The organism is Streptomyces albireticuli, from assembly GCF_021228125.1.
GTDB lineage: Bacteria > Actinomycetota > Actinomycetes > Streptomycetales > Streptomycetaceae > Streptomyces > Streptomyces albireticuli.
Genome location: NZ_JAJQQS010000018.1, coordinates 121,575 through 134,985 on the forward strand (window position 1 = coordinate 121,575; position 13,411 = coordinate 134,985).

A 13,411-nucleotide genomic window follows, 5' to 3' on the forward strand; every position below is an offset into this window, starting at 1 on the left:
GAAGGGACGACCGGGTCGTACGGGACGGCCCGACGCGGTTCCCACGATGCCCGGGGCCACCGCGGCGGACATCGTGGAAGTCCACGAACTCGGCACCACGGCCCGCCCTTTCAGCCACCTGACGCGACGTCGAGGAGAGCGCCGTTCAAGCTCGCCGCGAGCTGCGTCCGGCGCGTCACCTCAAGCTTGCGGTAGGCACTGGTCAGATGGGTCTCCACGGTGCGGCGGGCCAGGTGGAGCACCGCGCCGATCTCGGCGTTCGAGTGTCCTTCGACCGCGAGGGCGACGACGCGCCGTTCGGCCGCGGTGAGCGCCTCCCGGCCGGTCCGCGTGTGCGGGGCGCCGCGTACGCCGACGGCGGCCAGCGCCTGCCGTGTCTCGCGGACGAGGCGGCCGGTGACGGGCACGTCACCCGGGCCGGCCGGGTCCGGCGCGGGCAGCCGGGCGGCCCGGGCGTGGGCCTCGCGCAGGTCCTCCCGGCCCTTGCGGCCGAGCCCGGCGGCGACCCGGGCCCGGCCGAGGTCGATCAGGACCTCCACGCGCTCGACCGGCGCGGGCGCGCCGTCCAGCAGGGCCGCGGCCTCGGTGAGGGCCTCCAGCGCCTCCCGTCCGCCCAGGGCCGCGGCACGGGCCCGCAGCGCCCGGCCGACCGTGCGCGGGGTTCCCCAGCGGCGCGCGTGGCGCAGTTCCTCCTCGGCGAGCTCCCGGGCCTCCGGCGCCCGGCCGAGACGGGCCAGGGCGAGGGCCGCGCCGGAGCGCCACGGGGTGGCGACGGGGCTGACGAAGTCCCGGGCGCCCTGGGCCCTGCCGCAGGCGAGGTAGTCGTCGAGCGCCGCCCGCCAGTGCCCTTCGGCGGCGCGGAGCACCGCCCGCGCGTAGCGGAGCTCGTTCCACTCCCAGGAACTGTCGGCGCGGTCCTCGCCCGGCACGGCGAGGATCTCCAGGGCCTGGTCGCGCAGGCCGAGTTCGTGCCGGGCGAGGGCCACCATGGAGATCAGGTGGGGCATGCGGATGCCCTGCCCGGCGCAGGCCTCGACCAGGGGCAGGTTCTCGGCGACGACCCGCCGGAAGTCACCCGCCCACAGGGCGGCCTCGGCACTGACGCTCAGCAGGCACTGCACGCCCACGTCGGTGAGATCGGGCGGAACGGGCGGGGCCGGCAGGCATTCCAGGGCGAGGGACCGCGCCTCCTCCAGCCGGTCCGCCCATTGCAGGAGGGTGGCGGCGCTGCCCAGCCAGGCGGTGCGCAGGACCGGGTGGACGGGTGCCGCCAGCCGGGGCCGGACGCGGGCGAGGACCTCTTCCGCGGAGACCAGTCCGGCTCCGGCCTCGTACTCGGTGACCAGGCCGCAGACCAGCGGTTCGACGGCGGCGGGGGCGGTGGGCGCCATGGTCCGGAGCTCGGCGACGGCGTCGCGCCACGCGGTCGCGTCGTGGGAGGCGATGAGCGCGGCGACGGCCCGCAGCACGTGGGCCGGTTCGTCGTCGCCCGCGCCGCCGCCCGCCTGGCGCAGGACGCGCAGAGCGGTGTCCGTACGGCCGCGGACGGCGAGGGCCGCGCCGAGGACGGGGGCCGCGGCGGCGCGTTCGCGGACGTCCGGGTGCAGTTCCAGTGCGGCCCGGAGCCTGCGGATTCCGGCCTCGGCGCTGTGCGGGAACTCCAGGGTGCCCAGGCGCAGGGTGAGGGCGGCGCGCCTGCCGGGGTCGAGGGGGCCGAGGAGGGCGTGCCGCAGCAGAGCGACCGCCTCGGCGGATCCGCCGTTCCGTAACGCCTCCTCTGCCGCGTCCTCCAGCGTCCGCGTCATCCACGGCTCCGCGGGACGGGCGAGGCGGAGCAGGTGGGCGGCCACGGCGTGGGCGGGTGCGCCCTGTTCGTCGAGCCGCCGGGCGACGTGGGTGCGGAGCGCGTCGAGTTCACCGGGATCGGCCGCGGCCAGGACGGCCGCCCGGGCCAGTGGGTGGCGCAACAGCTCGGCGTAGCGCGGCGCGCCGGCCACCTGTTCGGTGCGCCCGTCCGGGCAGAGGGCGGCGGCTTCCCGGAGCAGCCCGGTGGCGTCCCCGGGCCCCTGGGCGGTGACGGCGAGGGCGAGACAGAGGTGCCGGGTGAGGTGGTCGGCGTGGTGCCGGAGCCAGTGGACGAGGGTGTCGCGGTAGCGGTTCGGACCGGTCTCGGACGGGTGGCCCGGCGGGTGCCCGTGGGCGAGGTACGGGACCTCGGCCAGGTCCGGGGCCTCGGCCAGGTCGGCGAGGAGCGCCTGGAGCAGGGCGGGGTTGCCCGCGGTCGCCTCGGCGCAGGTACGGGCCTGCCCGGTGGTGAGGCCGTGGGCGCGTGCGAGGCGGGTGACGGTTTTCGTACTGAGCGGGGGCAGCGGGACGCCGGTTCCCGTGGACGGGGGAAGCCCGGTGATGCCGGGGTGTTCGCGGCATTCGGTGAGCAGCAGCAGGACGGGGAGTCCCGCGATCCGGCGGGCCAGGTAGCCGGTCCAGCGCCGGGACGCGTCGTCGGCGTAGTGGAGGTCGTCGACGGCCAGCAGGACGGGGCGGCGCACGGCGGCGCGGGCCAGCAGGTCCGTGAGCCGGTGGAAGATCCGCTGTTCCTCCGTGCCGGACGGCTCGGCGAACGGGATGTCCTCGGCGGCGGGGAAGAGCTGGCGCACCAGGGCGAAAGGGAACGCGGTCTCCTCCTTCGCGCACCGGGCCCACCGCGCCTGGAGGCGGCCTTCCCCGGTCTCCCGCCGCACCGCTTCGTCGAGCACGGCGGTCCGGCCGCGGCCGGGAGGCGCGGCCACCATCAGCCAGCCGCCCCGGCCCTCCCGTGCCCGGGCCGCCGCCGCGGCCACGGCCCGGAACACGTCCTCACGCTCGGCCAATGTCCGTATGGGTGTCACCTGTTCCCTCCCGAATCCCGCGGCGCCCGGTCCCCGGCCCCTGTGGGGGCGGTGCGGGGGCCTGTGGTGCATCCTGTGCGGTCCGGCGGGCCCGAGTGAGGTGATCCTCAGTCAGATTTCGGAAGGGCGGCCGGAAAGGGCGGCCCCGCCCCCGGCCGGGCGGCTCGTGGCGGGCCGGGCTCCGGCGGAACGGTTCTTGGTGGGACGGGTCTTGGTGGGACGGGCCTTGAGCGGGCCCTCCGCCGCGGGCCGGGCTCCGGACGGACCGCCCGTAGAAGGCAGGACTCCGGCCGGGCCGTCCGGAGAAGGCGGGGCCTCGGACGGACCGCCCGCGGAAGACAGGACCCCGGCCGAACCACCTGTAGCGGGCAAGGCTCCGACCGGACCGTTCGTCCCCGTGACGGGCGAGACCACGACCGGACCGTTCACCCCCGTGACAGGCGAGACCACAACCGGACCGTTCACCCCCGCGACAGGCGAGACCACAACCGGACCGTTCACCCCCGCGACAGGCGAGACCACAACCGGACCGTTCACCCCCGCGACAGGCGAGGCTTCCGCCCGGTGATCCCCCACCGCGACGGGCGAGGCTTCCGCCCGGTGGTCCCCCGCCGCGACGGGCGAGGCCCCGGTGCGGCGGCCGCCCGTGCGTACCGCGCCCGCGCTCGCCAGGACCACCATCGCGACGGCGGCCCAGCGCGTCGGCGACATCGCTTGGTCCAGCACCAGGACGCCCGCCGTCGCGGCGACGGCCGGTGCCAGGCTCGCCAGCACGGCGAACGTCCCGGCGGGCAGCCGCCGCAGGGCGAGGAACTCCAGGGTGTAGGGCACGCCCGACGACATCACCGCGATCGCCAGGCCCAGGCCCAGCACCCCCGGTTCCAGCAGCGTCCCGCCCGCTGCCCCGATGCCCAGCGGCAGGCTGACCAGCGCGGCGACGGCCAGCGCGAGCGCCAGGCCGTCCAGCCGCGGGAACCGGGCGCCCGCGCGGGCGTTGAGCACGATGTACGCCGCCCACAGCGCGCCGGCTCCCAGCGCGAAGGCCACGCCGCCGGCGTCGAGCCGGCCGAAGCCGTCGCGGCCCAGCAGGAAGACCCCGGCCAGCGCGAGGCCGGCCCACAGCAGGCCTGCGGCGCGGCGCGAGACGACGACCGACAGCAGCAGGGGGCCGAGCACCTCCAGGGTGACGGCCGCCCCGAGCGGGATCCGGTCGATCGCCTGGTAGAAGAGGATGTTCATGCCGCCGAGCGCCAGGCCGAAGCAGACGACGAGCGCCCGGTCGGCGCGGGTGTGGCCGCGGAGCCGGGGGCGGGCGGCGGCCAGCAGGAGCAGCGCGGCGAACGTCACCCGCAGCGCGACCGTGCCGAGCGCCCCGGCCCGGGGGAAGAGCAGTGCGGCGAAGGCCGACCCGAACTGGACGGACAGCGTTCCGGCCAGGACGAGGCCGACGCCACCGAGGGTGCCGCGTCCGGCGGCGTGGCGGAGGACGGCGGGCGCGGCCGTCGTCGGGGAGGTGGTGGGCACCGTGGAGGTCATGTCTTTCACGGTAGGGATCGGGCCACTCGGCGTGAAATGCCTGTTCTCCCGCGGTTATGCTTCCGACGCATGACCATCGAGCTGCGGCATCTGCGCGCCTTCCTCGCCATCGCCGAGGCGGGCAGCGTCACCCGCGCCGCCGCGCGCCTCCACCTCGGCCAGCCCGCGCTCTCCCGCACCTTGCGCCAGCTCGAGGACCACCTGGGCGCCCGCCTCGTCGACCGCTCCACCCATCACCTCGAACTGACCGCGGAGGGCCGTACCTTCCGCGACAAGGCAGCCGCGGCGGTCGCCGCCGTCGAGACCGCCCTCGACCCCGGGGGCCTGCGGAGCTGGCCGCTGCGCCTGGGCCACACCTGGGCGGCGCTCGGTGACCACACCGTCCCGCTGCTGCGCCGCTGGGACGAGACGTGGCCCGGCACCCCGCTGGAGCTGCTCCGCGTCGACGACCGTACGGCGGGCCTCACGCAGGGCAAGGTCGACGCGGCCGTGCTGCGCGGCGCGGACGCCTGGGCCGGACTCCGCACGGAACCACTGCTGTCGGAGGAGCGGGTGGTGGTCATGCCGGCGGACAGCCCGCTGGCGGCACTCCCCCAGGTCACCCTGGCGGACCTCGCCGGCCGCCCGGTCGTCCTCAACACCGTCTCCGGCACCACGACGATGGACCTGTGGCCACCGGCGACGCGACCCGTCGCGGCGATCGAGGTGACCAACACCGACGAGTGGCTGATCGCCATCGCCGCGGGCCGCGCCCTGGGGGTCTCCACGTCGGCCACCCCGAGCAACCACATGCACCCGTCGCTGGTCTACCGCCCGCTCGTAGACGCGCCGGAGGTCCCGGTCGTCCTGGCCTGGCGCGAGGGGCCGGTGCACCCGGCCCTCCCGGACCTGCTGGCACTCGCCCGCGAGGTCCTCGGCGGCGGAACCGCCCGAGCCGGGGCGCCGTGTGCCGCGCCGTCCGGGACCGGGGTGGCGACGGCCGCTCCTCCCGGGCCCACCGGGGGCGCCCGGCGGTGACACCGGTGAAGGGCTGATCTTCAGCCTGTCCGACGATTGAGGACACCGTGCGCCGGCACGGAAAAGGGGGGCCCGGGGGCGAAGTACCCGGTTACGGGAAGGGGCGGGCAGGGGAAAGGGCCGCGCGGGGTCAGGCGAGGGCCGGCAGCGCGAACCGCACACCCGTCAGACGCTCCGACAGCTCCCACAGGCGCCTGCCGGTCTCGCGGTCGGCCGCGGCGGGGGCGAGCTCCACCCGGGTGGGGGCGCCGCGCAGTTCGGCCGTGCCGTCCGGGCCGAAGAACCGGCCGCCCTCCGCGTCCGGGGCGGTCGCGGCGTACAGCTGCGGCAGCGCGCCCTCGGCCGGGGTCTGGGCGAACAGCGGGTTGCCGATCCGGCCGAAGACGACCCGCCACAGGCCGGTCGGCGCGCTCGTCTGGAGGTTGGTGGCGGTGTAGCCGGGGTGGGCGAGCACGCTGCGGACCGGGCTGCCGGCCCGGGTCAGCCGCAGGTGGAGCTCGTGCCCGAAGACGGCGTTGGCGAACTTCGACTGGTTGTAGAAGCCCATGGGCGAGTAGCCGCGCTCGCCGGCGAGGTCGTCGAAGCGGAGGCGCGCCTTGCGGTGGTTGACCGAGCTCACCGTGACCACGCGGGGGTCGCGCCCGGCGGTCAGCGTGTCGAGCAGCAGCCCGGTGAGCGCGAAGTGGCCGAGGTGGTTGCAGGCGAACTGAAGCTCGTGGCCCTGCGCGCTCAGCGTCCTGGGCGGCGCCATCACACCGGCGTTGTTGACGAGCACGTCCAGCCGGGGGTGGTCGGCGCGCAGCCGGTCGGCGAAGGTCCGGACCGAGTCGAGGTCGGCCAGGTCGAGCCGGCGCACTTCGAGGCTGGCGTCCGGCTGTTCGGCGGTGATGCCGGCGACCGCCCGGCGGCCCTTCTCCCTGTCGCGCACCGCGAGGATCACATGTCCGCCCCGGCGGGCGAGTGCCCGAGTAGTCGCCAGGCCGAGGCCGCTGTTGGCTCCGGTCACGAGGAACACCCGGTCGGTCTGGTCGGGAATCTGCTCGGCGGTCCATCGCTGATGCTTCGTCATGCGTCATAGATTGACGCTCGTGTCACTCGGTGTCAAGGCGCTACTTGGTGCCACGCAAGGCATGGCGTTACCATCGTCGGGTGAGTTCCCGCCCCGAAGTGAGCATGGCCGAGCGCAAACGGCAGTTGGTCTCGAACGAGCTGACCGAAGCAGCGCTGCAACTCCTGGCGACGAAGGGGTTCGACGCGGTCACCATCGACGAGATCGCGACGGCCGCCGGCGTGTCCAAGCGGACGTTCTTCCGCTACTTCGCGTCCAAGGAGGATGTCGTCGTCCAGTTCCTGGCCGGCATGGGCGCCGACATCCGGGCGGAGCTGGCGTCCCGTCCCGCCGGGGAGCGCCCCTCGGTGGCGCTGCGGTACGCGGTCGGGGTCCCCCTCACCACGTGCTCCGACCACGGCGACCGGGCACTGCGGGTCGTCCGGCTGATCCTGCGCACCCCCGCTCTGCACGCGCGCTTCCTGGAGCACCAGGCGCGGTGGCGCGACGACCTGGCGGCGGAACTGGCCGACCGCCTGGACCTCGATCCCGGCACCGACTTCTATCCGCGCCTTGCCGCCGGGATGGCGCTGAACGCCTTCGACGCCGTCCTGCACCGGTGGAGCGGCGGCGACAGGCCCGAGGACCCCACCGGGCTGACCGACCGCGCTTTCGCCGTCATCGCCCCGGCGCTGGACGCCACCTGACACGCCCGACACGACCGGCACACACCGGGCACGCCTGACACGACCGGCGCGCCCGACACCGGAAGCTTGGATTCCGTGGCATCCCGCGCGGCCGTCCGGCCCGCCACCACCCCGGCCTGACGCAAGTAATTTGCTTTAGGGTGGCCGCATGAGCCGTAAACCCATGGTCCGCCCCGGAGGCCGCAGCGCACGGGTCCAGCAGGCGGTCCACACCGCCGTGCGTGAGCTCCAGGCCGAGGTCGGGCGCCCGGAACTGACGGTTCCCATGATCGCGGCCCGCGCCGGCGTCACCCCTTCGACGATCTACCGTCGCTGGGGCGACCTCCAGGAACTGCTCTCGGACGTCGCCGTCGAGCGCCTCCGCCCGGAGGCCCCCCCGGAGGACCACGGCCGCCTGCTGGACGACCTGCGGAGCTGGGCCGAGCAGTTCCTCGAGGAGATGGCCGCCCCCACGGGGCGGGCCTATCTCCGCGACGCCCTGCTGGGCGACCCCGACGGCGACAACGCGGGCCGGTGCTCGGACTACGCGGCGGAGCAGATCGGCACCGTGCTCGCCCGCGCCGTGGAGCGCGGCGAGGACGTCCCCGACGTCGACACCGTGATCGACCGGGTCGTGGCGCCGGTGATGTACCGGATCCTGTTCCGCCCCGACGGCCTCACCGGCGCGTACGCGCACCGTCTCGCGGAGGAGGCGCTGGAGGGCTTCAGCGCGGGCCGCTGACCCCGGGCACGGCTTCGAGCCGGTAGGCGTCCCCCTCGGTGACCACACGGCCCGCGGTCGGCGGCGGGAAGTGCGTACCGAGGACGAGCCCGCCGGTCCCGGCGAGCCGGGCGAGCAGCGCGCGGCGGGTCTCCTCCGCCCGTACGGGGTCGATGTCCACGCAGCTGCCGATCCCCGGGTGCGCCAGTTGCACGGGGTGGTGGAGCGAGTCCCCGGTGATGAGCGCCACCGCGCCACCGCTGCGCACCTCGACGGCGACCTGTCCGGGTGTGTGGCCCGGCGCGGGCACCAGGCGCAGGCCGTCGGCCATGTCGAGCCCGCCGTCCGGTACGTCGACGAGGTCGAGCAGGCCCGCCCGTCCGACCGGAAGGACGGAGTCGGCGAACATGGCGCGCCGCGCCTCGTCCATGTCGTACGCGGCCCAGAAGTCGTACTCCGCCTTCGAGGTCACGTAGCGCGCGTGGGGGAACGTCGGCACCCATTCCCCGTCGACCAGCCGGGTGTTCCATCCGACGTGGTCGGTGTGCAGATGGGTGAGCACCACCAGGTCGACGTTCCCGGGGGTGAATCCGGCGTCCGCGAGGCGCGCGAGGTAGTCCGTGCGGAGGTCGTGCCACGCCGGGTTCGCCCTCGTCTTGCCGTTGCCGACCCCGGTGTCGACCAGTACCCGGAGCCCATCCACGACCAGCGCGAAGCTGTGGCTGTCGACGCGCAGGACGCCGTCCGGGCCGGCGAAGTCGGGCCGCAGCCACTCGTGTCCGGCGACCACATCGGCGGTGGCGGCCGGCAGCAGCCACGCACCGGTCTCCGGCGGCAGCGGGGTCTCGTCGACGCGGTGGACGGTGATGTCCCCGACGGTCCAGCGGGCGGCGGCGCCGGGCGGGGCCGGCTCGGTGGGCTGCGTCGTGCGCATGGGCGTACTTCTCTCGTCTGCGGAGGGCCGGGCGCCCGGACGGGACGACCGGGCCGCCCCTCCCGCCCAAAGCGGGCGGAGGCGACCGGACTTGACATCAAAAGCAATTGGTTTGCTTTAACTGACCGTAGGCTCTACCTTCGACTAACGCAAGCCGTTAGCTTTAGCGCGGCGGCCGACACCCGAGGGAAGGACAGCCCGTGCCCGCCCCAGATCTCACCCCGCCCGAAGCCGCCCGCTGGGCCGCGCGGTCCGGACTGCCCCTGGCACCGGACCGCCACGCCGAAGTGGCGCTCACCGCCGACCACATCCACTCCGTCGTCTCGGTCCTGCGCGAGCTGGACTTCGGCGACACACCGCCGGCCACCGCGTACCGCGCGGGAGGGGAGCGACACGATGCGTCCGTATGAACTGACCGTGGCCGAAGCGGCCGAGGCCGTACGCACCCGGCGGCTCTCACCCGTCGAACTGGTCGACTCGGTGCTGGAGCGCATCGAGCACGTCGAGCCGCGCCTGCGGGCCTTCACCACGGTGACGGCGGGCCCCGCGCGAAGAGCGGCGCGCCGGGCCGAGGACGAGATCGCCGGAGGGTTCCTCCGGGGGCCGCTGCACGGCATACCCGCCGGGCTGAAGGACCTCATCGACGTGGCCGGGACGGCCACCACGGCGAGCTCCCGGGTACGGGCGGACCACCGGGCGGAGGCGGACAGCACCGTCGCCGCACGGCTCACCGCCGCCGGCGCGGCGTTCGTCGGCAAGACCCACACCCACGAGTTCGCCTACGGGCTGACCACCCCTCAGACCGGCAACGCCTGGGACCTGGGAAGGGTGGCCGGCGGTTCCAGCGGCGGTTCGGCCGTCGCCGTGGCCGCCGGGGCGGCCACCTTCGCCCTGGGCACCGACACCGGCGGGTCGATCCGGGTGCCCGCCTCGCTCAACGGCGTCGTCGGACTGAAGCCGACGTACGGGCTGGTGCCCCGGTACGGTGTGACCTCGCTGTCCTGGTCGCTCGACCACGTGGGGCCCCTCACCCGCACGGTGGAGGACGCGGCGCTGGTACTGGCCGCCCTGGCGGGACACGACCCGCGCGACCCCGCTTCCGTCGCCGCCCCGGCCGTGGACTACCGCCCGGGCCCCGGCACGGATCTGACGGGCCTTCGGGTCGGAGTGCCGCGCAACTACTACTTCGACCGGGTGGATCCCGAGGTCGAGGCGTCCGTCCGCCGGGCGATCGAGCGGCTGGAGGAGCTCGGCGCCCGTGCCGTCGAGGTCGAGATCCCGATGACGCGTTACATCCAGGCTACGCAGTGGGGGCTGATGGTGCCCGAGGCGTCCGCCTATCACGAGCGGACGCTGCGGGCGGTGCCCGACCTCTACGCGGCGGACGTCCGCGTCCTCCTGGAGGCGGGCGAGCTCATGACCGCGGGGGACTATCTGCGGGCCCAGCGCGCCCGCACCCTCATGCGGCAGGCCTGGCTGGAGATGCTGGAGGACGTCGACGTGATCGCGGCACCGACCGTGCCGCTCACCGCGGTGAAGGCCGGCCGGTCCTCCGTGACCTGGGGCGACGGCGAGGTGGAAAGCGTCTCGGACGCGTACGTCCGGCTGTCGGCGCCGGCCGACATCACCGGTGTCCCCGCGCTGACCGTCCCCGTCGGCCGGGACACGGCGGGCATGCCGATCGGCATGCAGCTCATGGGGAAGCCGTTCGGCGACGCCACGGTGCTGCGCGTGGGCCACGCCTACGAGCTGACCGGCACCGCCCTCGGCCTGGCCCCGGCCGCGTAGCCTCCGCCCCGTACGGCCGCGGGCCCGGCCCCTCCGGGCGTACGGCCACGGGGGCACGCACCGGAGCCGCGGTCGGGGACGGACCCGTCCGGTGGATCCGCGGGCGATCCCCGCCGACGTCCGCGCCGACGTCCGCGCCGCCTACCTCGACGCCTGCCGGAACGCGGTGCCCTCGATCGTCGCGGACCACCGCGCCTCGGCGGGTGCCGGCACGGACCACGACCGGGCGGACCGGGCGGCCGGCAACCGGCTGACGATGCCGACGGCCGGTGCCGTGCGGTGCCCGGGGCGTCAGCGCTTGGGCCAGTGCCACAGCGGCTCGTCCAGAAGGCCCTCCCGGCCCGCGACCCCGGTCTCTCCGGAGTCGTCCTTGACCAGGGTGAGGGAGTTGACGTCGAGCCGGTGGTGCCGGGCGCCGCGGGCGAGGGCGGCGGCCAGGTCCGGCGCGTGGGTGACCACGACGATCTGGGTGTCCCGGTTCGCGGTGAGGATCAGTTCGGCCAGCGGGACCAGCAGGTCCGGGTGGAGGCTGGACTCCGGTTCGTTGAGGACGAGCAGCGCGGGCGGGCGCGGAGTGAGCAGCGCCGCGGTCCACAGCAGGTACCGCAGGGTGCCGTCGGAGAGCTCGGCCGCGCCGAGCGGACGCAGCAGGCCCGGCTGCCGCAGCCGCAGCTCGAACCGGCCGCTCTCGTCGGCGATCTCCACCCGGCTGCCGGGGAACGCCGCGTCCACGGCGGCGTCCAGGGCGTCGTGGTCGCCGATCTCACGGATCGTCTGGAGCGCGGCCGCGAGGTCCGCGCCGTCGTGGCCGAGGACGGGGGTACGGGTGCCGATCCGCGCCCCGCGTGCGGGCGCCCCCGCGTCGGTGCGCACATGGTCGTAGAACCGCCAGGACCGCAGATGCTCCCGCAGCCGCAGCAGGTCCGGGGCGAGCCGGGGGTCGGCGAGCGCGCCGAGCATGCTGTCGTAGGGGCGGACGCCGTTCACCGTGCGGTGCCACGAGCCGTCCGCCGCGCGGGTGCGCACGGCGGGGCCGGAGCGGTCCGAGAGCAGGGCGGCGGGCCGGAGCACGGGCCCGGCCCAGGTGCACTCCCGCTTGATCTCCGGGTCGAGGTTGAACATGGACGGCGCGCCCCGGTCGCCGGAGGTCGGTATCGGGTGCCCGAAGTCGACCGCGTAGCCGAACTCGTCGCCGGCGAAGCCGAGGCGGAGGCCAACGGGCTCCGCACGGCCCGCACCCCGCCGCTCGCCGGCCCACAGGGTGGAGGGCAGCCCGCCCTCGCGGGCCAGCGCCGCGACCGCCCCGCCCCGGGCGGAGTCGGCGAGCAGCCGCAGCGCCCGGTAGAGGCTGGACTTGCCGGTGCCGTTGGCACCGGTGACCACGTTGAGCCGGCCCAGCGGGACGATCAGGCGGCGCAGGGATCGGTAGTTCTCGACGGCGAGGGTGGTGAGCATCCGGGCCTCTCGTACCTTGCGGTGGATCTTTCGGCCAGTCTGCCAAGGGGGTCTGACATCGCACCTCGGGGCGATCCCGCCGCCCGCCCCGACCGCCCCGCGACGCCTGCCCGACGTAGCTCCTCGCTACTCCCCCATAGACGGATCCTCCTTGATCCCCGCACCGGATCCGGGGTTCGGTGAGCCGGTGGCCGAGGGGCGGATCCCGCCCGGGGGCGGGACTCGTGACGTGGAGCCGACCTCACCGGCTCGTTCCTCGCGAAGCTCGGCGTCTTCGGGGTCCGGGTCCTGGACCACACCTGGGACTTCCCCAAGCTGGCGTACGAGCACAAGCCGGCCGGCAGCGGCTCCTGACCGCGGCGCGGGGCCGGGCTCACTCCTCCTCCAGCCAGAAGCCCGCCCGCTTCCGCCACAGATCCAGCAGCGGCGCGTCACCGGTGACCTCGACGCTCCCGGCCGGGACGGGCCGCCGGTAGACGAACAGCAGCAGGCCGGCCAGCGGGCCGCGCACGGACACCGCCGCGTCCGCCGTGACCTCGGCGGAGCGTGCGCGGCGCCAGGTCGCGGACGTACCGGTCAGGTCGACCAGCCACTCCCCCGGCTCGTGGGCCGGGGCGTCCGTGGCCCGGAAGCGGAGGACGCGGCCGGGTCCGAGCAGCCCCGGCCCACCGGGCCCTGGATCCACGGCCTCCGGCAGGACGCCGAACTCCATCCACTCGTCGAGCGCGTCCAGGGCGGCCCCGGAGCCGACGGTGAACCCCACGCCGACGGCCAGGGCCGCGTCGGCGCGGTGCAGGGCCGTCTCGTACGCCATGCGGCGGGCCCAGAAGCCGGACGTCCCGCCGGGTCCGGGGGTCCACACCGCCGCGCCGGGCCCGGCGGCGCGCAGCGCGTCCGCGAGCCGCCCGGCCCCCTCGGCGAGCCAGGCGCCGAGCTCCTCGGCGCCGTCGCCGGGGCGCTCGGGCGGATGGTTCACCTCGGTGTCGGGTACGGGCAGCGTGGCGCGGGTCCGTACGACGGTCCCGGCCCAGCGGTGGGTGGCGCCGAGGTGCCGCAGCAGCCTGCCGAGGTCCCAGCCCGGGCAGGAGGGCACGGGTGACGCGAGGTCCGCACCGGAGAGGTGGTTTCTCAACAGGTCGGTCTGGGCGATGATTTCGGCGCAGTGCCGCGCGTAGCGTTCGGGGCTCTCACCGCTCGAAGGGTTCATGGCGACCAAGGTAGCGAGGGGCGTGCGCCGACGCGTGCGGATATCTCCGGCCTGCCTGCCGGCGCGGCCGGGCGAGCGGCCGTTCGCCTCCGTGGAAGGGGCGTCTCCACGGGCCGAGCCCGCGGCCACGT

General features: G+C 75.4%; 10 protein-coding genes and 2 pseudogenes. 6 read left to right on the forward strand and 6 right to left on the reverse strand.

What is annotated here, in order from left to right:
* Positions 1-110 precede the first annotated feature (110 nt).
* Both LUZ64_RS37280 and LUZ64_RS28370 read right to left on the reverse strand, forming a co-directional pair.
* On the reverse strand, positions 111-2,888 hold the full coding sequence (locus LUZ64_RS37280) for a helix-turn-helix transcriptional regulator (RefSeq protein ID WP_170116814.1): 2,778 nt from the start codon (positions 2,886-2,888) through the stop codon (positions 111-113).
* Positions 2,889-3,530: 642 nt separating this feature from the next.
* A pseudogene (locus LUZ64_RS28370) lies at positions 3,531-4,424 on the reverse strand (EamA family transporter); the annotation flags it as partial.
* Between the two features lie 69 nt (positions 4,425-4,493).
* Here LUZ64_RS28370 and LUZ64_RS28375 point away from each other — a divergent pair.
* Positions 4,494-5,441, forward strand: a complete 948-nt coding sequence (locus tag LUZ64_RS28375; RefSeq protein WP_095582494.1) for a LysR family transcriptional regulator — start codon at positions 4,494-4,496, stop codon at positions 5,439-5,441.
* 130 nt (positions 5,442-5,571) lie between these two features.
* Here the strand turns inward: LUZ64_RS28375 and LUZ64_RS28380 are convergent, their stop codons facing one another.
* Positions 5,572-6,510: an oxidoreductase gene (locus tag LUZ64_RS28380; protein WP_095582493.1), complete on the reverse strand. Its 939-nt coding sequence runs from the start codon at positions 6,508-6,510 to the stop codon at positions 5,572-5,574.
* 104 nt (positions 6,511-6,614) lie between these two features.
* Between LUZ64_RS28380 and LUZ64_RS28385 the strand changes: the two genes are divergently transcribed.
* Together LUZ64_RS28385 and LUZ64_RS28390 are read left to right on the forward strand one after the other, a co-directional pair.
* Positions 6,615-7,196 (forward strand): TetR family transcriptional regulator, encoded by a 582-nt coding sequence (locus LUZ64_RS28385; protein ID WP_211305080.1) that lies wholly within the window; start codon positions 6,615-6,617, stop codon positions 7,194-7,196.
* Positions 7,197-7,344: 148 nt separating this feature from the next.
* Positions 7,345-7,917 carry a TetR/AcrR family transcriptional regulator gene (locus LUZ64_RS28390; protein ID WP_095582491.1) on the forward strand — a complete coding sequence of 191 codons (573 nt, stop codon included), beginning with the start codon at positions 7,345-7,347 and terminating at the stop codon, positions 7,915-7,917.
* Here the strand turns inward: LUZ64_RS28390 and LUZ64_RS28395 are convergent.
* Entirely contained in the window at positions 7,901-8,830 is a 930-nt protein-coding gene (locus LUZ64_RS28395) for an MBL fold metallo-hydrolase (RefSeq protein ID WP_095582490.1), read from the reverse strand. The two genes, LUZ64_RS28390 and LUZ64_RS28395, sit on opposite strands and share 17 nt — an antisense overlap.
* A gap of 200 nt (positions 8,831-9,030) precedes the next feature.
* Between LUZ64_RS28395 and LUZ64_RS28400 the strand changes: the two genes are divergently transcribed.
* From LUZ64_RS28400 to LUZ64_RS28410, 3 genes and pseudogenes are all read left to right on the forward strand, one after another.
* Positions 9,031-9,240, forward strand: a complete 210-nt coding sequence (locus LUZ64_RS28400; RefSeq protein ID WP_095582489.1) for a hypothetical protein — start codon at positions 9,031-9,033, stop codon at positions 9,238-9,240.
* Positions 9,227-10,618, forward strand: coding sequence for an amidase (locus tag LUZ64_RS28405; protein ID WP_095582488.1), 1,392 nt, complete (start codon positions 9,227-9,229; stop codon positions 10,616-10,618). The genes LUZ64_RS28400 and LUZ64_RS28405 overlap by 14 nt, the downstream gene beginning before the upstream one ends.
* 94 nt (positions 10,619-10,712) lie before the next feature.
* A pseudogene (locus LUZ64_RS28410) lies at positions 10,713-10,886 on the forward strand (alpha/beta hydrolase); the annotation flags it as partial.
* A 23-nt stretch (positions 10,887-10,909) separates the two neighbouring features.
* Here LUZ64_RS28410 and LUZ64_RS28415 read toward each other — a convergent pair.
* Both LUZ64_RS28415 and LUZ64_RS28420 read right to left on the reverse strand, forming a co-directional pair.
* Entirely contained in the window at positions 10,910-12,073 is a 1,164-nt protein-coding gene (locus tag LUZ64_RS28415) for an AAA family ATPase (protein ID WP_095582487.1), read from the reverse strand.
* A gap of 373 nt (positions 12,074-12,446) precedes the next feature.
* Complete coding sequence (locus LUZ64_RS28420; RefSeq protein ID WP_095582486.1) at positions 12,447-13,280, reverse strand: maleylpyruvate isomerase N-terminal domain-containing protein; 834 nt, start codon at positions 13,278-13,280, stop codon at positions 12,447-12,449.
* Between the last annotated feature and the right edge of the window lie 131 nt (positions 13,281-13,411).

What these genes read in the sequence shown, in the direction of transcription:
- LUZ64_RS28375 (WP_095582494.1), top strand. Translation starts at nt 4,494, where the DNA reads ATGACCATCGAGCTGCGGCATCTGCGCGCCTTCCTCGCCATCGCCGAG.
- LUZ64_RS28380 (WP_095582493.1), bottom strand. Translation starts at nt 6,510, where the DNA reads ATGACGAAGCATCAGCGATGGACCGCCGAGCAGATTCCCGACCAGACC.
- LUZ64_RS28385 (WP_211305080.1), top strand. Translation starts at nt 6,615, where the DNA reads ATGGCCGAGCGCAAACGGCAGTTGGTCTCGAACGAGCTGACCGAAGCA.
- LUZ64_RS28390 (WP_095582491.1), top strand. Translation starts at nt 7,345, where the DNA reads ATGAGCCGTAAACCCATGGTCCGCCCCGGAGGCCGCAGCGCACGGGTC.
- LUZ64_RS28395 (WP_095582490.1), bottom strand. Translation starts at nt 8,830, where the DNA reads ATGCGCACGACGCAGCCCACCGAGCCGGCCCCGCCCGGCGCCGCCGCC.
- LUZ64_RS28405 (WP_095582488.1), top strand. Translation starts at nt 9,227, where the DNA reads ATGCGTCCGTATGAACTGACCGTGGCCGAAGCGGCCGAGGCCGTACGC.
- LUZ64_RS28415 (WP_095582487.1), bottom strand. Translation starts at nt 12,073, where the DNA reads ATGCTCACCACCCTCGCCGTCGAGAACTACCGATCCCTGCGCCGCCTG.
- LUZ64_RS28420 (WP_095582486.1), bottom strand. Translation starts at nt 13,280, where the DNA reads ATGAACCCTTCGAGCGGTGAGAGCCCCGAACGCTACGCGCGGCACTGC.